The 21,730-nt window shown below is 60.0% G+C and carries 24 protein-coding genes and 1 tRNA gene; 7 read left to right on the top strand and 18 right to left on the bottom strand.

Going from position 1 to position 21,730, the window contains the following annotated elements; genetic code table 11:
• Positions 1 to 49 precede the first annotated feature (49 nt).
• The 6 genes from pyrC to NBG89_RS00515 form a co-directional block, all read right to left on the bottom strand.
• Positions 50 to 1,090, bottom strand: a complete 1,041-nt coding sequence (gene pyrC, locus NBG89_RS00540) for a dihydroorotase (RefSeq protein WP_431321267.1) — start codon at positions 1,088 to 1,090, stop codon at positions 50 to 52.
• 91 nt (positions 1,091 to 1,181) lie between these two features.
• Positions 1,182 to 1,529 (bottom strand): DUF805 domain-containing protein, encoded by a 348-nt coding sequence (locus tag NBG89_RS00535; RefSeq protein ID WP_088704000.1) that lies wholly within the window; start codon positions 1,527 to 1,529, stop codon positions 1,182 to 1,184.
• A gap of 109 nt (positions 1,530 to 1,638) precedes the next feature.
• Positions 1,639 to 2,265 carry a nucleoside triphosphate hydrolase gene (locus tag NBG89_RS00530; RefSeq protein WP_431321266.1) on the bottom strand — a complete coding sequence of 209 codons (627 nt, stop codon included), beginning with the start codon at positions 2,263 to 2,265 and terminating at the stop codon, positions 1,639 to 1,641.
• Positions 2,262 to 3,044, bottom strand: coding sequence for an ATP-binding cassette domain-containing protein (locus NBG89_RS00525; protein ID WP_088691221.1), 783 nt, complete (start codon positions 3,042 to 3,044; stop codon positions 2,262 to 2,264). Before NBG89_RS00525 ends, NBG89_RS00530 begins: the two co-directional genes overlap by 4 nt.
• Before the next feature lies 1 nt (position 3,045).
• The gene (locus tag NBG89_RS00520) at positions 3,046 to 4,110 is read right to left on the bottom strand and encodes an ABC transporter permease (RefSeq protein WP_431321265.1); all 1,065 of its coding nucleotides are present in this window, start codon (positions 4,108 to 4,110) and stop codon (positions 3,046 to 3,048) included.
• Positions 4,111 to 4,265: 155 nt separating this feature from the next.
• Positions 4,266 to 5,291 (bottom strand): sugar ABC transporter substrate-binding protein, encoded by a 1,026-nt coding sequence (locus NBG89_RS00515; RefSeq protein WP_088691219.1) that lies wholly within the window; start codon positions 5,289 to 5,291, stop codon positions 4,266 to 4,268.
• A 234-nt stretch (positions 5,292 to 5,525) separates the two neighbouring features.
• Between NBG89_RS00515 and NBG89_RS00510 the strand changes: the two genes are divergently transcribed.
• Together NBG89_RS00510 and NBG89_RS00505 are read left to right on the top strand one after the other, a co-directional pair.
• Positions 5,526 to 6,773, top strand: coding sequence for an ROK family transcriptional regulator (locus NBG89_RS00510; protein ID WP_088704002.1), 1,248 nt, complete (start codon positions 5,526 to 5,528; stop codon positions 6,771 to 6,773).
• Positions 6,757 to 7,239: an RbsD/FucU family protein gene (locus tag NBG89_RS00505; protein WP_088691217.1), complete on the top strand. Its 483-nt coding sequence runs from the start codon at positions 6,757 to 6,759 to the stop codon at positions 7,237 to 7,239. Before NBG89_RS00510 ends, NBG89_RS00505 begins: the two co-directional genes overlap by 17 nt.
• Before the next feature lie 3 nt (positions 7,240 to 7,242).
• Here the strand turns inward: NBG89_RS00505 and NBG89_RS00500 are convergent, their stop codons facing one another.
• From NBG89_RS00500 to NBG89_RS00485, 4 genes are all read right to left on the bottom strand, one after another.
• Complete coding sequence (locus NBG89_RS00500) at positions 7,243 to 8,280, bottom strand: 4-hydroxyproline epimerase (protein ID WP_088691216.1); 1,038 nt, start codon at positions 8,278 to 8,280, stop codon at positions 7,243 to 7,245.
• Positions 8,281 to 8,968: 688 nt separating this feature from the next.
• Complete coding sequence (locus NBG89_RS00495; protein WP_431322743.1) at positions 8,969 to 9,304, bottom strand: surface protein; 336 nt, start codon at positions 9,302 to 9,304, stop codon at positions 8,969 to 8,971.
• 217 nt (positions 9,305 to 9,521) lie between these two features.
• A complete protein-coding gene (locus NBG89_RS00490) occupies positions 9,522 to 9,842 on the bottom strand; it encodes a hypothetical protein (protein ID WP_431321264.1) in 321 nt (106 codons plus the stop codon).
• Positions 9,843 to 9,946: 104 nt separating this feature from the next.
• Entirely contained in the window at positions 9,947 to 10,315 is a 369-nt protein-coding gene (locus NBG89_RS00485) for an antibiotic biosynthesis monooxygenase family protein (RefSeq protein WP_431321263.1), read from the bottom strand.
• 96 nt (positions 10,316 to 10,411) lie between these two features.
• Here NBG89_RS00485 and NBG89_RS00480 point away from each other — a divergent pair, with 96 nt between their 5' ends.
• On the top strand, positions 10,412 to 10,888 hold the full coding sequence (locus NBG89_RS00480) for a MarR family winged helix-turn-helix transcriptional regulator (protein WP_431321262.1): 477 nt from the start codon (positions 10,412 to 10,414) through the stop codon (positions 10,886 to 10,888).
• A gap of 91 nt (positions 10,889 to 10,979) precedes the next feature.
• Here the strand turns inward: NBG89_RS00480 and NBG89_RS00475 are convergent, their stop codons facing one another.
• On the bottom strand, positions 10,980 to 11,966 hold the full coding sequence (locus tag NBG89_RS00475) for a GlxA family transcriptional regulator (protein ID WP_431321261.1): 987 nt from the start codon (positions 11,964 to 11,966) through the stop codon (positions 10,980 to 10,982).
• Between the two features lie 118 nt (positions 11,967 to 12,084).
• Between NBG89_RS00475 and NBG89_RS00470 the strand changes: the two genes are divergently transcribed.
• The 4 genes from NBG89_RS00470 (at position 12,085) to NBG89_RS00455 (ending at position 15,999) form a co-directional block, all read left to right on the top strand.
• Positions 12,085 to 12,657, top strand: a complete 573-nt coding sequence (locus tag NBG89_RS00470; RefSeq protein WP_431321260.1) for a cysteine hydrolase family protein — start codon at positions 12,085 to 12,087, stop codon at positions 12,655 to 12,657.
• Positions 12,658 to 12,820: 163 nt separating this feature from the next.
• The gene (locus NBG89_RS00465; protein ID WP_431321259.1) at positions 12,821 to 13,291 is read left to right on the top strand and encodes an aminoacyl-tRNA deacylase; all 471 of its coding nucleotides are present in this window, start codon (positions 12,821 to 12,823) and stop codon (positions 13,289 to 13,291) included.
• 327 nt (positions 13,292 to 13,618) lie between these two features.
• Positions 13,619 to 14,812 (top strand): M14 family metallopeptidase, encoded by a 1,194-nt coding sequence (locus NBG89_RS00460; RefSeq protein ID WP_431321258.1) that lies wholly within the window; start codon positions 13,619 to 13,621, stop codon positions 14,810 to 14,812.
• 176 nt (positions 14,813 to 14,988) lie between these two features.
• On the top strand, positions 14,989 to 15,999 hold the full coding sequence (locus tag NBG89_RS00455; protein ID WP_431321257.1) for a D-cysteine desulfhydrase family protein: 1,011 nt from the start codon (positions 14,989 to 14,991) through the stop codon (positions 15,997 to 15,999).
• 354 nt (positions 16,000 to 16,353) lie between these two features.
• Here the strand turns inward: NBG89_RS00455 and NBG89_RS00450 are convergent, their stop codons facing one another.
• The 7 genes from NBG89_RS00450 to NBG89_RS00420 all read right to left on the bottom strand — a co-directional run bounded on the left by NBG89_RS00450 (position 16,354) and on the right by NBG89_RS00420 (position 21,650).
• Positions 16,354 to 16,782: a hypothetical protein gene (locus NBG89_RS00450; protein ID WP_431321256.1), complete on the bottom strand. Its 429-nt coding sequence runs from the start codon at positions 16,780 to 16,782 to the stop codon at positions 16,354 to 16,356.
• 44 nt (positions 16,783 to 16,826) lie between these two features.
• Complete coding sequence (locus tag NBG89_RS00445; protein WP_431321255.1) at positions 16,827 to 17,438, bottom strand: hypothetical protein; 612 nt, start codon at positions 17,436 to 17,438, stop codon at positions 16,827 to 16,829.
• A 95-nt stretch (positions 17,439 to 17,533) separates the two neighbouring features.
• Entirely contained in the window at positions 17,534 to 18,472 is a 939-nt protein-coding gene (locus NBG89_RS00440; protein WP_431321254.1) for a nucleotidyl transferase AbiEii/AbiGii toxin family protein, read from the bottom strand.
• Positions 18,459 to 19,256 (bottom strand): type IV toxin-antitoxin system AbiEi family antitoxin domain-containing protein, encoded by a 798-nt coding sequence (locus NBG89_RS00435; RefSeq protein WP_431321253.1) that lies wholly within the window; start codon positions 19,254 to 19,256, stop codon positions 18,459 to 18,461. The genes NBG89_RS00440 and NBG89_RS00435 overlap by 14 nt, the downstream gene beginning before the upstream one ends.
• 167 nt (positions 19,257 to 19,423) lie before the next feature.
• Positions 19,424 to 19,825, bottom strand: coding sequence for a DUF6538 domain-containing protein (locus NBG89_RS00430; RefSeq protein WP_431321252.1), 402 nt, complete (start codon positions 19,823 to 19,825; stop codon positions 19,424 to 19,426).
• Positions 19,826 to 19,926: 101 nt separating this feature from the next.
• Positions 19,927 to 20,003, bottom strand: a tRNA-Arg gene (locus tag NBG89_RS00425).
• A 123-nt stretch (positions 20,004 to 20,126) separates the two neighbouring features.
• Positions 20,127 to 21,650 (bottom strand): sensor histidine kinase, encoded by a 1,524-nt coding sequence (locus NBG89_RS00420; RefSeq protein ID WP_431322742.1) that lies wholly within the window; start codon positions 21,648 to 21,650, stop codon positions 20,127 to 20,129.
• Positions 21,651 to 21,730: the final 80 nt, after the last annotated feature.

Genomic DNA, 21,730 nt, shown 5'->3' with positions numbered 1-21,730 from the left:
GGCTCTCAAAGAAGAGCGGCAGTAAACATTCCGTGATGATAAAAGATCTTTAGCGCTCAACGTCCCAATGGAGCGGGAACATTGGATCGAAAACGGTAACCAGGCCTGCGCCGGTTTCGACCTTGCGCGGAAAATTGACGGGGTTGTCGCGCTTGACCAGCGTTATTCTCTCTTCGTTGACCGGCAGGCCATACCAGGCTGGTCCGTTCAGCGATGCGAAGGCCTCGAGCTTGTCGAGCGCATTTTCCTGTTCGAACACATGCGCAAGGCAGCTCATCGTGTTGATCGACGTGTAAATGCCGGCACAGCCACAGCCGCACTCCTTCAAGGGATCGACATGCGGGGCTGAATCCGTGCCGAGGAAGAAGCGCTTATCGCCGCTTGTCGCGGCGGCGCGGAGCGCAAGGCGATGGTTTTCGCGCTTGGCGACCGGCAGGCAATAGTAGTGCGGGCGAATGCCGCCGACCAGGATGGCATTGCGGTTGATGATCAGGTGATGAGTGGTGATCGAGCCTGCGAGATTGCCCTTTGCGGACTTGATGTAGTCGACGCCGTCCTTAGTGGTCACGTGCTCCATCGTGACCTTGAGTTCGGGCAAACGCTTGCGGAGAGGATCGAGGACGGTTTCGATGAACACCGCTTCGCGATCGAAAATGTCGACATCAGGTGTCGTCACCTCGCCATGGACGCAAAGCGGCAAGCCGATCCTGGCCATGCGCTCCAGAACCGGCATCGCCTTTTCGATATCCCGCACGCCGCCATGCGAGTTGGTCGTAGCGCCAGCCGGATAGAGCTTGACCGCAGTGATCAGCCCGCTCGTCATGCCGGCCTCGACATCATCGGGATTCGTATGTTCCGTCAGGTAGAGCGTCATCAACGGCTGGAACTTGTCGTCCTTCGGCAGCGCCGCCATGATGCGCCCGCGATAGGCTTCGGCGTCCGCCGTGGTCACCACCGGCGGCACAAGGTTCGGCATGATGATTGCGCGGGCGAAGTCCCGGCTGGTATCGCCGATCACACCTTCCAGCATGGCGCCGTCACGCAAATGCAGGTGCCAATCATCGGGGCGACGGATGGTGATCGATGGCATGCGCTGAAACTCCGGAGGCTGGCCTATAAGGTTCAGCCCTGCGCATTATCACCCGGACGCGGGGCATGGCAAACATTTTGCCCGCGTCTTTTTAGACAGGTGCGCCATGTTCATTGAAGCCGGGCATGCCGGGGCTGAGATACCAGACGAGAAGAACGATCCAGCCCACCAGCGGAATGACGCCGACCAGAATCCACCAGCCGGAGCGGCCGATATCATGAAGGCGGCGGACCGCAACGCCCAGGCCGGGAAGCAACACGGCAAGACCGTAAAGGGCGCCGAGTATCTCATGGCCGAAGAGGATCTTGTCGAGAAAGGCCAGGATCAGCGAGGCGATGACGTTGAAGAGCGCAAACCACCAAAATTCCGGTCGGCCGGCGCGGCCACTGAAGACGGCATACTTAGAGAAGACTGACGAGACTGCTTCCGTGAAGCCCATGCGCTCTCCCTCCAGATCTGGCCACTTTGCTTAGAGCAGAAGTTGCATGAGGGTGAACCTGCAACGATTCCACCTGACGCTGCAAGTCCTGTCGGGAACGGCGGAGAGATCAGGCTGTTTCGAGGGTCACATCCGCCCTGCGGCGATTGCCGAGGATCAGCCGGCCATTCGGCAGATCATTGCCGTAAACCTTGGCGCTTGCCTCCTCCTCGCTCAGCTTATAGCCGCGCCAGCGCGCCCACAGCCGTTCCTCGAGCAGCTCGATCGGCGGCGCCAGCATGACTGAGTAGTCAAAGATGCCTTCGAGCTCGGCCCACTTGCCCTGGCTGAACAGCAGGTAGTTTCCCTCGACGATGATGAAACGATGCTCCGGCGACACGACACGCGCTGAGGCGATGGCAATCTCTCGGGATCGGTCGAAGACGGGGATCAACACCTCCTGGTCGGCAGGGCGCACGGCCCTGATGATATCGAGGAATCCCCTGACATCGAAGGTTTCCGGGATACCCTTTCGCGCCAGAAGACCGCGTTCAATGAGGATGGCATTATCCATATGGAAGCCATCCATGGGCAAGACCTCAGCCGTTTCGCCCCTGGCTTTCAGGGCATCGGCAAGATTGTCCGCCATGGTGGACTTGCCAGCGCCGGGGGGACCGGCGATGGCGATCAGGAAACGTTTGACATCGCCGGCGCGGTCGATGACATCGCCGGCGATTTCATCGATCGTTGCGCTCATGCGGCGACCGGCTCCGTCGGCACGGCCTTGGCGCCGGTCATGAAAGCAACGGCATCGGACATCGTATATTCCTTCGGATTGATGACCGTCAGACGACGGCCTAGCCGATGAATATGAATGCGGTCGGCGACCTCGAAAACATGCGGCATGTTGTGCGAGATCAGCACGATCGGCAGGCCACGCGAACGCACGTCGAGGATGAGTTCCAACACCTTGCGGCTTTCCTTGACACCAAGGGCAGCCGTCGGCTCGTCCATGATGACGACCTTCGAGCCGAAGGCCGCGGCGCGGGCCACAGCCACACCCTGGCGCTGACCGCCCGAAAGCGTTTCGACGGCCTGGTTGATGTTCTGGATCGTCATCAGGCCGAGCTCGGAGAGCTTGGCGCGTGCCCGCTTCTCCATCGCCGGGCGATCGAGCATACGGAACCAGCTGCCGAGCAAGCCAGGCTTCCTGATCTCGCGACCCAGGAACATGTTGTCGGCAATCGACAGTGCCGGGGAAAGCGCGAGATTCTGATAGACGGTTTCGATGCCCGCCTCTCGCGCCTCCATGGGGGATTTGAAGTGGACCGGCTTGCCCTCCAGCGTAATCTCGCCCTCATCGGGAGTGATCGCGCCCGATATGGCCTTGATGAGCGACGATTTGCCGGCACCGTTGTCGCCGATCACAGCGAGAATCTCGCCGGGATAAAGGTCGAAATCGGCATGATCGAGTGCGGTGACGCGTCCGTAGCGTTTGACGAGCCCGCGAGCCGAGAGAATGGGTTCGTTTGCCATGTTACACCGACACCTTTCTGATCCACTGGTCGATTGCGACTGCGGCGATGATGAGCACGCCGGTGAGCAACACCTTCCACTGCGGATCGGCGCCGAGCATGTTGAGGCCCATCGAGACGACACCGACGATCATCGCACCGAACAGGGTACCTAGGATCGAGCCGCGACCGCCGAAGAGCGAGATGCCGCCGATCACGGTCGCCGTGATGGCCTGCAAATTATAATCCGTCACCGCGGACGAGGGAGAGATGGAGCCGTTACGGCCGATCGAGACCCAGGCTGCGAAGGCCGCAATGATGCCGGAGACGGTATAGACCGTCAGCAGCACGCTCTTGGCCTGGATGCCGGAGAGCTTGGCCGCTTCCGGGTCATCGCCGACCGCATAAACGTGGCGGCCCCAGGCCGTGTGATTGAGAATGTACCAGAGCACGAGAACGAGCAGCACCATGGCAATGACGCCGAGAGTGAGCACGGCGGTACCTAACCTGAAGCTGAGCGCAAAGAAATGCAGCAGCGGCGCCTGCGCATCGACATCGGTGTCGCGGATCGTTTCGTTGGCGGAATAGATGAAGTTCGTCGCCATGACGATGTTCCAGGTACCGAGCGTGACGATGAACGGCGGCAGCTTCACATAGGCGACTAGGAAACCGTTCAGCAAGCCGCAGAGACCACCGACGAGCATCCCGGCCAGCACCGCGATCGGTGTGGGAATGCCGTAGGTAATGGCGCAGTTGCCCATGATGACGGCCGAAATGACCATGATGACGCCGATCGAAAGATCGATGCCGGCGGTCAGGATGACCAGCGTCTGCGCGGCACCGAGAATGCCGACGATGGCGATCTGCTGCAAGATGAGCGTCAAGGTGTAGGACGAGAAGAACCGTCCGCCGAGCGCGAAGCCAAAGATGATGATCGCCAGCACCAGCACGATCAGCGGCACGGCGGCCGGCGTCGAGTGCAGGAAGTGCTGCGCACGTTTCACAAATGGTACGCTTTGATGCTCGAACGACGCGACGTTCTTGTCGCTGCCGTCAAGCACCCGTTCGAATTCCTGTGCTCCGGTCATTGTTCCTCCTCCGCTTTCGCGCCAAACCGCGCGCGGAAAGCCCCTGCCCATATCACACCGGTCTTTGTTCGCCGGTTCCTGAGACAGCAGCTATGGTCAGTCGAAACCGGCCGGGGATCAAGCCCCCGGCCGGCGCTAGATTCATATCGTGGGACTTAGCCCCAGCACTTGTCGGTGCCGACCTTGGTGTCGATCGACTTGAGGCCCGAGACCGGCTTGTCAGTGACGAGCGAAACGCCGGTGTCGAAGAACGACTTGCCTTCGGTCGGCTTCGGCTTTTCGCCGCTGTCGGCGAACTTCTTAATGGCCTCGATGCCGAGCGAAGCCATCAGCAGCGGATACTGCTGCGAGGTGGCGCCGATCACGCCTTCCTTGACCGACTTCACGCCCGGGCAACCGCCGTCAACCGAGACGATCAAAACGTTCTTTTCCATACCGACAGCCTTGAGGGCCTGGTAGGCGCCGACAGCAGCCGGCTCGTTGATCGTGTGAATGACGTTGATGCTCGGATCCTTCTGCAGAAGGTTTTCCATGGCCTTGCGGCCGCCTTCTTCGTTGCCGTTCGTCACGTCATGACCGACGATGCGCGGATCGTTTTCATCGCCGATCTTGTTCGGGTCCTTGGTGTCGATGCCGAAGCCCATCATGAAGCCCTGGTCACGCAGAACATCGACGGTCGGCTGCGACGGCGTCAGGTCAAGGAAGCCAACCTTGGCATCCTTTGCCTTGTCGCCGAGCGTTTCCTTGGCCCACTGGCCAATCAGCTTGCCGGCGAGCAGGTTGTCGGTTGCGAAGGTTGCGTCGGCAGCGTCAGCCGGATCGAGCGGGGTGTCGAGGGCGATCACCAGGAGGCCGGCATCGCGGGCCTTCTTGACCGACGGGACGATGCCCTTCGTGTCGGACGCGGTGATCAGGATACCCTTCGCGCCGTCGGCAATGCAGCTTTCGATCGCGGCAACCTGGCTTTCGCTGTCACCATCGATCTTGCCGGCGTAGGACTTCAGCGTCACGCCGAGTTCCTTTGCCTTGGCCGTCGCACCTTCCTTCATCTTGACGAAGAATGGGTTGGTGTCGGTCTTGGTGATGAGGCAGGCGGAAACATCCGCGGCCATTGCCGGCGCCGAAAAGGCGACACCGAGGGCGAGCGCGCCAAGCGCGGCGGAAAGCACTGATTTCTTCATTGAGTCCTCCCTGAGATTAGCCGACCCACCCCCTGGCGGTGCCGGAATTGACGGGCACGCGAACCGCTGCAGTCTCGCCGGCGGCCTCCTCCAAGCCGTTCCGTGCCGTTTGACGATGGCAATTAAGAGCGAAAGAAATTGCCTTGTCAATAAATAAATCCAATTGAATTATTAATTCCATATGGCATGCTTGGTAAAAATAGGGCATAGGCCAACAGATGGGAGGAGTGGCCAATGTCGTCTTTGGACGGTCCGGCACATACGCCGGCTCAACCGCCGATTTTAAGTCCGGCAGGCGGTGCGAACCAGATCAGGGTGCGCGCCTATAACGAACGGCTTGTGCTGTCGCTGGTGCGCCTTTACGGCTCCCAGTCGAAGGCCGATATCGCGCGGCGAACCGGGCTTTCGGCGCAAACAGTCTCCGTCATCATGCGGGCATTGGAGAAGGAAGGCTTGCTTTCCCGCGGCGAGCCGGTGCGTGGCCGCGTCGGCCAACCGTCGATCCCGATGCGGCTCAATGCCGACGCCGTTTACTCGTTTGGCGTGAAAATGGGTCGACGCAGCGCCGACCTTGTGCTGATGGATTTCGTGGGCAAGATCCGCCTGCAGCTTCACCAGACCTATGCCTATCCGCTGCCCGACGTCTTTCTGGATTTCATCACCTCGGGGATCCGCGAACTCGAAAGCCGGCTCGACGAGAAGCAGCGCGGCCGCATTGCCGGCATCGGTATCGCAGCACCGTTCGAGCTCTGGAACTGGGAAGAGGAAGTCGGTTCACCCAAGGGTGCAATGGATGTCTGGCGCGACTTCGATCTCCACACCGAGATTGCCGCCCGCGTGCCCTACCCGGTCTACCTGCAGAACGATGCGACGAGCGCCTGTGGCGCCGAACTTGTGTTCGGCATCGGGCCGTCCTATCCCGATTTCGTCTATTTCTTCATCGGCTCCTTCATCGGCGGCGGCATTGTGCTCAATTCCGCGATCTTTTCGGGACGCACGGGTACGGCTGGCGCCATCGGCCCGCTCCCGGTGCGTGGCAAGCACGGCGAAACGTTGCAGTTGCTTGAAGTTGCCTCAATTTTTGTTCTCGAGAACATGCTGCGCGAACGCGGCATCGACCCGCAGCCCCTCTGGTATTCCGCCGACGACTGGATCGATTTCGGCGAGCCTCTGGAGATGTGGATCCAGGACACCGCCCGAGCGCTCGCACAGGCGATCGTCGCGGCCGCCTCGATCATCGATTTCAGCGCTGCCGTGATCGACGGCGGCTTTCCCGGATGGGTGCGAGAACGGATTGTGCAGGCAACGATCCACGAGGCCGCGATGCTCGATCTGCAGGGCGTCGTCATGCCCGACATCATCGAAGGCGCAATCGGCCCTCATGCGCGCGCCATCGGCGGCGCCAGCCTGCCGATCTTCGCGCGCTATCTCACGGACCAGAACGTTTTATTCAAGGAGGTCGAAAATGCTGAAGGGACTTAACCCACTTTTGAGCCCGGAACTGCTTTCGACGCTGCGTGCCATGGGACACGGCGACGAAATCGCCATCGTCGACGGCAATTACCCCGGCGTCGAACATGCACGGCGGCTGATCCGCCTCGATGGCCACGGCATCGTGGCCGTTCTCGATGCCGTTCTCAGCGTCCTGCCAATCGACGATTTCGTTCCGGACGCAATCTTCCGGTCGACCGTCAAGGCCGAGCGGGACAGGCTCGATCCGGTTCATGAGGAAATGATCGACTGCTGCGCCCGCCACGAGCCGCACCGGCAGGTGGTGCCGCTCGTCGGCGCGGAGTTCTACAATCGGGTGCGGGCCGCACACGCCGTGATCCAAACCAGCGAACCACGGCTCTACGCCAACATCATCCTCCGCAAGGGTGTCATCTACCCCGAGCAGGCGGGCGACCACGCCGTTGAAAAGGCAGAGGTCGACCCCTTTACCTACTGAGCGTCAGATTTCGCCGGCCAACGGCCCCCAGACATCCGTCAAGGCAAAACCGCCCGGATGCGGATCGAAGGGATCAAGCGCGACCTGCGAAAGACCGAAGGTGAAACCGCGCCCGGCGATCGTTGGTATGATCGCGGGACGACCGGCGACTTCGGTTTCCGCCAGCAATCCGACTTCGAACTCGGAACCGATGATCGAGCGCGACTTGAAGACGTCGCCGACCTTCGCCTCGCCGCGCGCATGTCGTGCCGCAAGGTTGGCAGAATTGCCCGTGCCACAAGGCGAGCGATCGGCACGGCCCGGCCACATGGTCGTGCAGGTGCGAACGGTGCCGTCTGCCTCGAGGTCGCGGAACATGACATAGGCAACGCCCGAGATCGCCGGGATTTCCGGATGAACAACCTCGATGCTGCGGTTAATCAGCTCCTTCAACACCATGCCAGCCTGCACGAGCGCCGCGGCATTGCCCTTCTCGATCGTCAGGTTGATCTGCCCGACATCGACCAGCGCGTAAAAGATACCGCCGTAGCAGAGATCCACCTTGATCTTGCCCCAGTGCGGCGTATCGATCTCCACGTCGAGCTCATGCACGAAGGACGGAACCATGGTGAGCTTGACCTTCTCGCAGCGCCCATCGCGGCAGGTCGCCGTCGCCTTGACGAGGCCGGCTGCCGTTTCCAGCGTGACGACGGTTTCCGGCTCCTTCATCTCGACGATGCCGGATTCCAGCAACGCCGTCGTGACGCAGATCGAGTTCGAGCCTGAGCTTGCATGCGCCTGATCGGGCTGCAGGATGATGAAGGCCGCATCGGCATCCGGATGTTTCGGCGGCAGCAACAGATTGACGGAGCCGATCGGCGCGCCCCGTGGCTCGAGGCAGAGGAAACGGCGAAGCTCCTGACCCTTCGGATCGCTGTTCAGCCAGTTCAGCTGTTCGGCGACCGTATTGCCGGGGATCTTCGGCACCCCCCCGATCGCGACCTTGCCGATCTCACCTTCGGCGTGGACATCCAGAAGCTGGATCGTGCGCTTCCATCTCATCAGTCAACTCCTCTCAAGCGTGCCGGGTGATGCCGCCTTAGGCAGCATCATTTCGCCATGGTCCGGCATTATTTCAGCCTGATATATCAGATCGTCGGCAGTTGCCTATGGGAATTTTCGTCTGCGAGGACTTGCGATGGCCAAGTGCCGGCACGGGCACTGAAGCGCGACCGCGTCGCGCTAGCGAGGATGTCACGATTTATCGACACGGAGACCAAAATAGAAAAGAGCCCGGTGCGGGAGGAGGTGCACCGGGCTCTTGATCCTGACTGACAACTGGGAGGAGGAGTGTTGCCAGTCCGATGAAGGAGCGCTGGGAGGAGGAGTGCGCTGCCTTCGAGATAATAGATAGCCTATCGTTTCGATCAGGAATAGGGATATTACCGCAATGCAGCAATGCGATAGGCGCATGGCTTCGCCAGCAGTCCAGCCTCTTTTTGTGGCATTTTTGATCAATTGGTCAATTTCTTGAGCACAATGGGCAGCCCCGTGTGGGGAGCAAGGTTCCCTTTCAACTGTCGAGAGACTTGGTTCGGGCGACGACAAGCAGCGCTTCGCAGGCCACCTAGGCTGGCCGCTGGATTACCGCCTATCTGGCCGGCAACCCCAAAAACTATTACCCGCGGTTGAAGTAAGTCATGAACGCAAAGGCGGGAATTGATTCCGCCTTTGCTCTGGCATCATGGTATCAGTAGCCGTTGTCGCACGGCATGCTACCGTCTCCATTGGTGCCGCCGAAGGTGTTCTGGCAGTAGCCCTGCCGTTGCATTACTGGCTGGGTGCCGATCGAGCCTGTGGTGCCGCCTTCGACGTTGAAGGCTGCCAACGGATACCAATAGCCATCCAGACCGCGGCGAGTGCCGGGGCGCTCGGTGCGCGTACCGCGATAGCCGTTCAAGTAGCCCGCCCGCTGATTGTATTGCACCATTTCGACGTTCGAGGCGCTTGGGCGGGGAACCTGTTGCACCGGTGGCGCCTGAACAGGAGCGATCGATACCAGCGCGAGGAGCCCGCCTGCTGACAGGACGGAAGTTCAACATTCTCATGATAAATTTTCCTTCTGGATTTATCGATAAAAATGCGTTCTTTCGTAGCAAAGTTCCGCGATCACACGCGGCCTCCAGCAGTCGTGATCGGCAGCGACCGGACGTGATCCAGAGGGTCTTACGCAACAGCCTGCCCGAATCCCCGAAGGTGCATCAAGCGGTCGACGCTGAGAGCGGTAAAGTTACCGAGCCGAGCTATCCCGCGATCCGGTATCCCTGGCTCGACAGACACGTGACATACTGCCGGTGTGCTGCGGCGGTCGCGGTCGCCTCTTCCACCGCCGGATCAATCGGATAGCCGCCCATGCCGGCGCGCAGTTCGTATTGCTTCTTCGCCTCGCGATACATGAAATTGCCGTCGCCGACACAGATGTGATGCGCGACGCCCGGCAGATTGAGCGGCGGGTCAAAGGGCGCCGCGACCGGCACGAGGGTCGGCGCATTGGCGTCGACGCAGCCGGCAAGCGCCGCAACGACCGCGCACAACGCAAACGCTCGCACCATACTCCTCAGCATATTCCCTCCGGCCACGCGCAATGAATCGCTGCACGCAGGCAGCGCCGACCGCACCATGACTTCGCAATATTGCGCCAAGCTAGCGCGCCGGCTCGGGTGTCGGGTCAGGCCGTGCAGATACCGGCGACGCCGACCTTCTGAAACAGGTGCGGTCTTGCAATTGCGGACGACGGATAGCTCGTCAGCTTTGCCCGGAACTCGGGGTGTGTGAAAGCTGCGCGAAACGCTTCATTCGATTCCCACACCGCATAATTCAGGTAGGTCGGGCTCTCACCGATGGCGCGATGGAGTTGGGTCGAGATAAAGCCCGGCCGGCGCTTCATGAACTCGGCGTCGTCCTTCCAGACTTCGAGAAAGCGCTCTTCATCTGCCGCATCGAGTGTGAAGAGGTTGATGAGTACGACTGGTGCGGCTTCGATGGCCAGCTGGCGTTCGATAGGTAGTTTCTCGTCCATAGGCTTCATATGTGACATTTCCAGTTCCTTCCGAGTTGTATGCATGATGCCAATTCGGTACGATGAAAACATATTAATTTGACACAATGATGTCAATATAGATGGATGAAGACAATGAGCGAGCGGACTCGAAGCCAGAAGGGCAATGCCTTGACCGACCTGATCCTCACCCTGTTCAGGGCTAACAACCTGACCCTGATGTGGGGTGATAGACTGGTTGGGCCTTACGGACTGACCAGTGCCAGGTGGCAGATTCTCGGAGCGATCGTGCACGCCCACCGGCCGCAGCCGGTGGCGTGGCTCGCCCGCGATCTCGGAGCGAACAGGCAGAATGTGCAGCGCATCGTGAACGATCTGCACCAGGAAGGGATCGTGATGTTCGAGCCCAACCCGCACCACCGGAGGGCACATCTCGTGGTGCTTACCGAGAAGGGACGCAGCGCCTACGACTCAGCGATCAATGCATACAACCCGAGGGTCGATGCGCTGGCTGAGGACCTTTCAGTTGAGGATATCAGGACAGCGCACCGCGTGATGGCGACGCTGCGAGCAAGACTCGAAGGAGAAATGGATGCTGAAAAGCACAACTAGAAGCCGCTACTGCGCGATCCCCCGTCGGAAGCCATCAGCCAATAGGCCTTGCTCCGACCTTTCGCACACCTGCGCGGCATAATGCCGGACCTCATACCCGCCCGACCAATCCGAAACGGTTGCGGTAGTCTCCCGGCGACAGCCCGGTGATCTTCTGGAACACCTTTCGGAACGCGCCCGGATCCTCGTAGCCGGCCGACGCGGCGATCTGCTCGACCGTGCGGTTCGAGAATTCGAGCATTTCGCGCGCCTTGCCGACCCGCAGATGCTGGCAGTATTCGGTTGGCCGAAGGCCTGTCGCCCTGTGGAACCGGCGCAGGAACGTACGCTCTTCCAGGCCGGCACGCCGCGCCATCGCCGCAAGTGTCACCTCGCGCGCGCCGCTCGCGTGCAGCCAATGCTGAACCTTTAGTATCTGCTCGTCGCCATGGTTCAGGCGTGGCGAGAAACTGCTGTAGCTGCGCTGCTCCCTCCCCGGCGGATCGACGAGGAGGTGGCGCGCGGTGTCGAGCATGATGGTCGATCCCAGCAATCTGTCGACGAGTTTGAGACCGAGATCGGTCCAGGCCATCAGGCCACCCGCGGTAATGACGTCGCCGTCGTCGATGATGAGTTTGTCAGTGTCCACCCGCACCTCCGGAAAGCGTTGTGCCAGCAAGTCCGCATAGACCCAGTGGGTAGTCGCCGTGCGGTGTGCCAGAAGGCCAGTTTCGGCGAGAAGGAAGGCGCCGACGCAGACCGAGCTCAGCGTCGTCCCCTCGGCATGCCGCTCACGAAGCCATCGCGCCAGCGGAGCGGCTTCCTTCGGTGTCATCGGTTCGTCGAAGCTGGGAGGCAGGATCAGCACGGTCGGCGATCTCATAGTGCCGGGCGCCGTATCGAAGACGCGCTCGACGGCCGCCGAGGCTCCCATCGCTCGCCAATGACTTACACGCAGGGTCGGGCCTCCCGACGGTTGCCGGGCCGTTGCGAACCGATTGGCCAGGTAGAAGAGATCCGTCAGGCCGTAAACGGCTGCGAGCTGGACGTTCGGATGAAGCAGGATACCGATCTCGGCCGGCGCGTCGGTCTGGCTCATTTGTCAGTTTTGGCCTCTATAATGTCAATTTCGCCAATCCATACGATGCCGCGTCGGACGTAATCTGTCCATCAGCGGGCAGAAGTCGCCCTCCGAAGGAATGGAAGGATACAAGGACATGAACAAGCGCGCCCTCATCGTTGTCGATATTCAGAACGATTATTTTGCGAACGGCAAATGGCCATTGGCTGGCGCCGAGGCAGCGGCCGACAACGCCGCGCGGGTCATCGCGGCCGCCCGCGATGCAGGCGATCTTGTCGTCCACATTAGGCATGAGTCGGCCGGCGAGAATGCCGCCTTCTTCGTGGCCGGTTCGGAAGGCGCGCGGCTTCACCCGAAAGTGCTGAACCGACCCGGCGAGACCGTCATCGTCAAGAACCATGTCAACGCGTTCCGCGAAACGGACCTGAAGGCGAAGCTCGACGGCAATGGCATCGAGGACGTCACCGTCGTCGGCAGCATGAGCCATATGTGCGTCGATGCCGTGACGCGGGCTGCCAGCGATTTCGGGTATCGGGTGACTGTCATCCATGATGCCTGCGCAACGCGCGATCTCGAATTCAACGGCACGCTGGTCCCCGCCGCACTGGCGCATGCAGCCTTCATGGCGGCATTCGCTTTTGCCTACGCCTCGGTACTCTCCACGGACGAGGCACTTGCCGCACGCGGCGAACTGAGAGCCTCGGCTTGAGCCAGCGATCATCACCGAGCAAAAACCCGACCGACCGCCATCACCCATGGCGGTCATCGGCCAGCAGGCCGCGGCAGGCATTTACGGCCGTTCGCCGTTGACTTCACAGGCAATGAGAGGACAATGCCCCTATGCCTCACCACGCCATATAAGGGGGCTCAAGATGACAATCGCAAGGAAACTTCAGGACTACATCGACGGTGAGGGCATCCCCTATGAAACCCTCGATCATCATCGCACGGCGACAACCAGCCAATCGGCGCAAGCCGCGCATGTTCCCGGCAGCCGGCTGGCCAAATCCGTCGTCGTACATCACGAAATGGGATACGTTCTGGCCGTCGTTCCCAGCACGCACCGGATCGAGCTCAGCACGTTGCAGGACGTGATGAACAAGCGCCTAGGCCTCGCCTCGGAAGATGAGGTCAGTTCGCTTTTCGCCGACTGCGACATTGGCGCGGTCCCACCGATCGGATCGGCCTACAATGTGCCTGTGATCCTGGACGAAAGCCTCGGCACCGCCAGCGACGTCTATTTCGAGGGCGGCGACCACAGGACGCTGGTGCATATGAGCGGACTGAGCTTCCGCAACCTGATGAAGGATGCGCAGATCGCCCGCTTCAGTCACCGGCCGTAACGTCGTGACTCCTGGGTTCTTGCCGACGCGGACTTGATGCCGCCCAAAAAGGTCGACCAAGCCCGCCGGCTGGGTACGTCAAGAGACGCACATCGAATGCTTTTTTGGCAGGTATCGGAAAGACGTGATGCGCCGTGCCTGCTTCGCGTTCTCTCCGGATCTTGCCGAACGAAGCAGCAAGGATCGCGCGGCCGGCAAACCTTGCGAGTTCCACAGCATACCCTAGTTTTCAGCAACATACCCTAGTTTGAAGTCGCCGAGAATTTCTGCGACCGATGCGCATGCTGTTGTTCTAACGTGGCTTTCCAATCACAGAGGGCTTCCTTCATGTCGGACAAATCGAAGAATGGCATCGATCGCCGTGATCTCATAATTGCATCCATTGCCACGGTCGGCGCGTCGGCTGCCTTTGCCGTCAGCGCTGGTGCTGCAAATGCCCAGGGCGCAGTTGCACCCGCTTCCCATCCGGCATCAGGAACGGTCTATACCGGTGATGTCATCCAGGGAAAAAGGGTCGTCAGCGCACTCGACGTCAACGACCTGGAGCCGGGACAGAAACACTTCCTCTATTTTCAAGGTGCGCAGATGCCCACGGGGCAGCACTGGTACGTGTCCGTGACGGTCGCAAAGGGGGCGAAGCCGGGTAAGCGCGGCGTCCTGACCAGTGGTGTGCACGGCGACGAAATGAGTAACATTCACACGGTCCAGACCGTGATGAACCAGCTCGATCCGGCGCAGATGTCGGGCACGGTCATGGCTGTCACCGACGTGGCACGCCCGGCCATCGAAAGCATGCAGCGCAGATGGCCCAATCAGGGCAGAGGCCCAGATCTGATCGACATGAATCGGGAATGGCCCGGGAACGAGAACGGTGCCACCGCGCCCAGCCGACACGCCGGGCTGCTGTTCAACCGGCTACTGCGGCCGAACGCCGACTTCGCGATTGACTTCCACACCGGAACAACCGGATTCGAAGTCACGGCATTCAATATTGGCGGCATGGATGTGCCCGAGGTCAAGGCAATGGTGGAGCTCTATCCCGTCGGCCAGATCTTCGACAACCATGTCTATCCCGGCGTCCTGCACAACGCGTTTATGGACGCAGGCATCCCGTCCTTTACGCCGGAGATCGGCGCTGCTCGCGTTCTGGACATCGAGATGATCTCGCGGTTCGTCGAAGGCACGATGAACGTTCTCAAGCATCACGGCATTGTTGCTGGGCCGATGGGCCGGACAGGCAAGGACGTGAATGTCTTCGTCGGCAACAGTGCCTTCCCGATCCTGGCAACCCAAGGCGGGATCGTCGAGCATTTGGTCAAGCTCAACGACAAAGTCGAACCCGGACAGAAGGTGGCTATTCAGCGCAACAGCTTCGGCGAAGTGGTCGCGGAGTATACGAGCGGCGTGGCCGGAGAGATAACGGGCCAGCGCAGCGATGCAATGTCCGAGCCCGGCAACCCCCTGGTATTCATCCTCTTCCACAAGGCGGCGTCGGAGGGCGTCGAGTCCTATCCCGAGTAGGCCGCCAAGTACTTGTACAACGATCAGCCCCGACAGCCCGGCCGAGTCGGCGGGGCTTTTCCTATCCTAGCCGCGCACCGAGTTCTCCACGCAGTCACGATCTATGTACGCGCCCTGCATAACTCTATACGTTCTTGATGATTTCACTGTTTTATACCCAGGGAGGTTCCAACCCGATGCAGCTCGACGCACACCCACGGCAGATACTGTCCCAATGGCCGACGCCGATCGAGACGCTCGACCGCCTCTCCGACGCTTACGGTGGCCCGCGGATCTCCATCAAGCGGGATGATTTCGGCAGCATCGCCATGGGCGGCAATAAGCTGCGGAAGCTCGAATATCTGATGGGGGACGCGTTGGCGAAGGGATGCGACACCGTCGTCACGTCCGGAGCCTTGCAATCGAACCACGCTCGCTTGACTGCGGCGGTCGCGGCCAAGCTTGGCCTGAGGTGCCATTTGGTCCTCAAGAACGAAGTTCCCGACCGTTCCGAGACCTACCACAACTCGGCAAACCTGCTTCTGGATAGGCTGGTCGGTGCGGAGATCGTGCAGGTCGGACGCAACGACCCGCTCGCTGACGCGGTGGTGGCTCATGCCGCGTCGTTGCGGCCGCAAGGCCTTTCGCCGTATGTCGTGCCGCTGGGCGGGTCGAACGCGATCGGCTGCCTGGGCTACGTGACCTGCGCTGTGGAAATCGCGGAACAGGAACGGAAACTCGGAAAGGCGTTCAGCCACATCTTCGTCGTGTCAGGATCAGGCGGGACGCATGCGGGGCTGCTTGCCGGACTCAAACTCACCGGCTCGACCGCAAAGCTTGTCGGCGCGACAATCTCACGGTCGAAAGCGATGCAACGTCCTCTTATCGAGCAGTTAGTCTCTGATGTCGCTCCCCTGATCGGGATCCATGAATCCGGAACCATGGATGCTATCGAACTCGATGACAGCATGTATCTTCCCGGCTACGGGCTTCCGAATGACCCTTCGAGGAAGGCCGTCGTCCAGTGCGCGAGGTCCGAGGGCATCCTTTTGGACCCGGTCTACACGTCGAAGGCGATGGCGGCTCTTTTCAGTCGGATCGAGGCGGGAATCTTTAAGCCCTCGGATGAGGTTCTGTTCATCCACACCGGCGGTGCGCCAGCGTTGTTCGCCTACGATGAGATCTACGCCAAGAACGCTCCATTGTAGTCGCTTCCCCGGCAGAGCCCTCGCACTACGTCTGTCAGCTTTCGCTGCCGGCCGTCTAAAGGTCCGCTCCTAGCTTTGGGCAGGAAGAGGATATCGAACGGCTGATTTAGGCCATCCCATATCGGTGGTCAGTTCTGTTGCGGAGTGGTGGAGAAAATGGCGCGCCGGACAGGATGAAACCGGGCACCGCTATGTGATTGTTTGTGCTTTATGATTTTCCAAGGCAGCACTATGAACGGAATGATGTCGTCGTAAGTGACAGCGCACCATCCCCGGAGCTGCGGTCAAACTCAAGGAATTTCTCCGCGTTGGCGCTGAATATCCGGGCGCCAGGAAAAGGCTCAATCGTCTCGGCTAGCCCCAGCTCCACGGGCACTGGTGTTGGCGCACCTGCGATATTAATGATCCGGCGGACGATATCGGCGGCAGGATGAAGAGCCCTATCGGCACATAATCCTGAACATGCCATTCGTTACTGGTTTTGCGCAGGTCGATGCTCCTGGCGCAATTTTCTTCAGTGGGATCAAAACCGAGCGAGCCGTATTCGTTGCTTCCGCTGTCTTCATGGGAAACTGACCGGATGATTGTACGCGGGCCAATATCTACAAGCATCCCGACGCTGCCCTCAGCGCCGCCTCGACCACCACCATCGGGGTTTGTATCCCCTCTCAGGATCGTTGAGAACGCCAACGGAACTCCTTGCAGCCTGGCGGCATTGCGGCGATCGTCCGGGAAGGTCAGTTCGGGACGCCTGTCCATGACAGTAGAGAAGTGAACCAGCACCGCCTGGCGGTCTCGTCAGAATGAGCGGGGTTAGAATGGCACGGTCATTTTGAAGCCGGCTTTCGCTCAAAATGGCTTAGGCCATGTGCCTTGCGAAATGGGCCCAGAGCCTCGCACCAGTCTGCGCTGATCGCCAGAACTCTCTCTGTTACCGGCCTCAGTAGTTCTGGCGTAAAGAACGCATTCTCCAGCCCCGGCTCGACATTCACAAATTCCATGACGTTGCCGTGGCAGATGTTATTGCGCAGTCGCACGATGTCGACATCGACCCTGTTGGGCTTTTCCGATTTGAGTTTTTCAAAGAAGTCCTTTTCCTCGTTGAAAGCGAGGTATTTGACCGGCATCCCTGCCGCATCCGCCTGCAGGATGAGATTGTTGCTCAAAACACGGTAGGGAGATAGATCCCGGATATCTTCGCCAGCTTCCTTGTTAATAAGATGGAGGGTTACGCGAAGCCTCGCCTCGATGCCATTAAGAAGCGACGAGAGCGCAGGTACGTACAGCTCGTGGACGTAGGCATCATGCCCCTGCACGAAAAACCAATGCTGTTCCGCCGCGCTCAGGCTTTCGAAAAACAGATTCCGCACTTCATGGAATTCGGAATATCGAACGTTCTGCCGGGTTATGTAAATTTTTCCATCAATATTCTCTTGCAAAAATCTAGCGAACTTTTGACCTTGTTGCTCTCATTTGTGGCAGGCCCTCGTCAAGCTTACTCATCCCGATACCCGACAAGGCACTTGGGGGACTGTTAACCCTTCAATGGTGCGCCGCCGCGCGCAAGCGCATCTGCCAGTTGATCGACGAGACGTTTACGGAATTCCGGGGAAAGCTTGTCGAGATTCAGCTGCTTCCATCTCACAGCCGGTAATTCCGCCGCCTCGGGAAGACCGATCAGCGTCCAGTCCGGTTCGCCGCGCTTGAAGCCGAGCAGAAACTGCCTGTGTGGGTCCGGCATTTCGCCGGTCATCGTCGCGATAAGCGTTTCCCGTGCCTTCTCCAGTTCCGCCAGCGGCACCGCCACGGTGGTCATGCCTTCAAATCCCTGCGCAAATTCGTGCGCGATGTCCTTCCGGCTAGGTGCCAGAACTTCCGACAAAGGGCGGTCGTGGCTGACGAGGTACACGAGAAATGCGCGACGCAGATCGTCGCTGATACCCTCGTTCGCCAGCAGATCACGTATATCGAACAGGTCACGGGGATGCTGCCGGTCGAGGGCGGCCATGATCTTGCCTGCATATAGGTCGGCGAACGAAACCACCTGCGTTTCGGCATAGCCGAACGCATCTTCCACCGCCGGAGAGACGGAACGGGTTTCCGGCGTGAACACGCACCCGCGCAGGACCGGCGTAACCTCGATTTTGATCTGCGCGTCCGTCTGCTGGACCGTCAGTTTCGTGACGACCTGCTCCCGGACGTTGACGACCTCTGTGACCTTTGCACCGCGCAGGCCCTTACGAATTGCAGCAGCCATTCGTTTCATCGCCGTGTCGATGGCGGCCAGCGATTCCGGTCGCCCGGCCACCGGCAGATATGTCAGGTCGATATCGACCGAGAGGCGCGGCATGTTGCGCACGAAGAGATTGATGGCCGTGCCGCCTTTCAGAGCGAAGTCCTTTTCTGCCGCGACGAACGGCATGGCGTATATGAGGAGTGCGACCTGGCGCTGATAGCGTTCAGACAGGGGCATCGAGATCATCCGGTACGGTTATCAGCAGATCGGGATCAAGCGTCCCGCCTTTCACCAGCGAGCGCTTTCCGGTCCCGAGATCGACCGCATCGCGATCGATCTGCTTTACCCAGGCGTGGGGATGGCGGGCGGCGAACCAGAAGAACAGCCGTTTGACCTTCACGCTCCGGCAATCAGCCAGCAGCATTTGAAGCCGTCGCGGACTGAGCATGCTCAGCCCCTCCATCAGCATATCGACCTGATGGAAACTCTCGCGAGCCGGAAGTTCGTCCAGCATCTCCAGCAGAGCGCGCTCCGGTGCGGAAACGGTCAGGTTCCATTCGGTCATGACGGGGAGCTGCCGAAGAGTGCCCTCCTGGGGGAAAGGCTTCTCAGCAAGCGACCGAAACAAGGTCGGCGATCGGTGAAATCGGAATGTCTGCGGCAGCGGCAGCTTCGAAAGCCATCCGGGTGGCGAGCTTACGCCGTAGAGATGGATGACGGCGGGACCGGATGCCGAAAGATAATGGCTGAAGCCCTGGAGATCGAGCGCTGTGCGACCGCCTACAGTGAGGGTGCTCCCCAGCAAGGTCTGGAGTGAGACGATGACCCTGTCCCATGCCAGTTCGCCGCGAGGCCGTTTATAGGTACCCCGCGCCGGTTGATCCAGCCAACCTGCCGCAACATACTGGCTGCGCAGGCTCGTCGAGTAACCGTGACGCTCCATCCACGCGGCATCGACCAGCAGCCCCTCCGGAAGGGTCCGTTCAAGCAGGTTTAGTTTTCCTGAATTTTGCTCAGTCATACTTTGTAAAATAGCATAAATTCAAACCAAAGTGAAAGTTTAAATCCATCCTCATTTGCGAAGCAACGCTTCGTAAAACCAGCCATTCGTAAACCCAAGTATTGCCCTTGGATTACCGTAGCGGTGTCAAAAAATGCGGCTTGCTGAGCGCTGTGTCGCCCGCAACCCTAATTCTGCGCAGGAAGGGATCGGAGAAGATGGCAATAAGAGGCACCGTCGATGATAAAGGTCCTGCTCACCTGCCGTTGGCTAACCACCTTGAAAAACAGGTGCGCACCGTCGCCGACCGTAGCCTCGCCGCCCTGCATCAGGCGAGCTGCAAGCTCCAGCAGGTCGGTCACCCGTGCTGCCTCGCTGAGGTCCCTACGTTTGGCAATCCGGTGGTCGGTGGTCCCGAGAGACTTGGTGAGTTCCCTCTTGAAGCATCCGGTGTCGGGGTTAATCAGTTCGCCGAAATGCACCTTAAGCGGCACCGGGCACGGCCTTCCCGCCAAGCTGGACGGAAGCCTCTTGCGAAACTCGTAGATGCCGCTGCCTTTGCGACGCTGCATGTAGGTGAGCCCTGTCATCTTGTGGCCATCCCTTGCGTGCCCCTGTTGTGTACCAGACGGCTTGCGCTAAGGTCCTGAGACCATAGATGTTTTTGCACTTCAATGCATTAGGGAAATGATGGCGCACCCGAAGAGATTCGAACTCCTGACCCCCAGATTCGTAGTCTGGTGCTCTATCCAGCTGAGCTACGGGTGCGTGCCGGAAGCGGCCGAACCGCTTGCGTGGGCGGTTCTCTAAAGGGTCCTTTGAGGGATTGCAATAGGCTTTCTGAAAAAATCGCGACTTTGGTAGCGCATATCTGAAATGCGCAGAAACACATCACTTTTCGTAAAGCGCGCGGCTGCGGTAATCATCCAGGGATACCGGGCGATCCGGAATCTCGATGCGGAACTGTGTCCCGACGGATGGCTTTTCCACAAGCGCGATCGTGCCGCCGTGGGCCAGCACCAGCTCGCGGGCAATCACCAGCCCCAGGCCCGTGCCACCGGAACGCGCCGAGCCGCGGAAGGCTGCGAAGAGATTCTGCCGCGCCTTTTGCGGCATGCCGGGGCCGGTGTCATCGACGATGATGCTGACGACACTGCCGACGCGCTGGGCGGAAACCGTGATTCGCTTGCTACCATCCAATCCTCGCCTGCCGGCCGGAGCGCTCAGCGCCTGCACGGCGTTGCGGCAGAGATTGTGGATCACCCGGAACAGCTGTTCGCTATCGGCATCGACCTCGAGCTCCGGCGCCATCTGATCGATAAATTCGATGCCGCTCTGAGCATCGATCGCCAGCATGTCCTTAACGTCCTGCGTCAGGTCGAAAAGCCGGACGCGGCGGCGGCGCGGCGCTGCTTCGGTTGCCTGCCCATAGGACAACACCTCGGTCGTGTAACCCACTGCGCGGTCAATGGTGCGCAGCAGCTTCGGCGCAAAGGCCTTCACCATAGGATCGTCGACATCGACGAGGCGGTCCGACATCAGCTGCGCCGAGGCGAGGATGTTGCGCATGTCGTGATTGATCTTCGAGACGGCGAGGCCGAGCGCGGCCAGGTTCTTCTGCTGCTTCAGCGTCTTTTGCAGTTCCATCTGCATCGAGGTCAGGTGCCGGCCGGCAACCGCGAGCTCATCGCGGCCGCCATCGCCAACGAAGACGTTGTGCGGATTTTCTGGATCCGAGGAGAATTGCTGCATGCTGCCGGTCAGCTTGCGAATCGGCCGGATCAAAATGCGGTCGATCGCGAAGAACACCAGCGTCGCTGTGAACAACGAGATCAGGATCGACAGCAGGAAGACGTTGCGTGAATACCCAAGCATCGCATTGCGCAGATGCTTGTCCTTCATCACCACTTCGACGCCGGTATTGGTGTCCTCCACCGGGCCATAGACGCGAATCATGCGGTCACCGCCGAAAATCAGCGTATCGAGCGCATCGCTGATCGCCGTCAGAGCCGGCACGTCGGTCAAATCGTATTGTTTGTCGACGGAGGTCGGCATGTCGGTCGTGGCGAGGAGACGAGACGTGCCCTCCTTGCGCAGCACGATCGCCTTGGTGCCCGTCGCCTCCAGCGTCTCCTTCTGCAGTGCGCGCGGCAGCTCCACCGGCTGCAGGCCATCGATAACGATCGCGGCCGCGGCGGCGGCGTTCAGCCTCTCATCCAGCCACCGCAGACGCATGCTGGCGACTGAGGGAAAGAATATCAGCACCTCGGCGAGCATGATGCAGACAACCGTCAGCCATAGCAGCTTGCCGGAAAGCCCGCCGAATTTGCCGGGTGCGCAGTGTTCGGCCTTATCGATCTCGGTCCCGGCAGCACCGCCTGGAGGAAGATCGTCGCCTTGTTCGTTGCCTTGCATCATCTTTCGTCCGCTTGGCGCCGGGCGCCCTTTGCGCCTTCTATATTAGACGATGACGGTCCGCTTTCAAATCTTTGAGA

The organism is Rhizobium sp. YTU87027 (genome assembly GCF_050644135.1).
In the GTDB taxonomy this organism is placed as follows: domain Bacteria; phylum Pseudomonadota; class Alphaproteobacteria; order Rhizobiales; family Rhizobiaceae; genus Rhizobium.
This window is presented reverse-complemented; position numbering and strand designations above follow the sequence as displayed.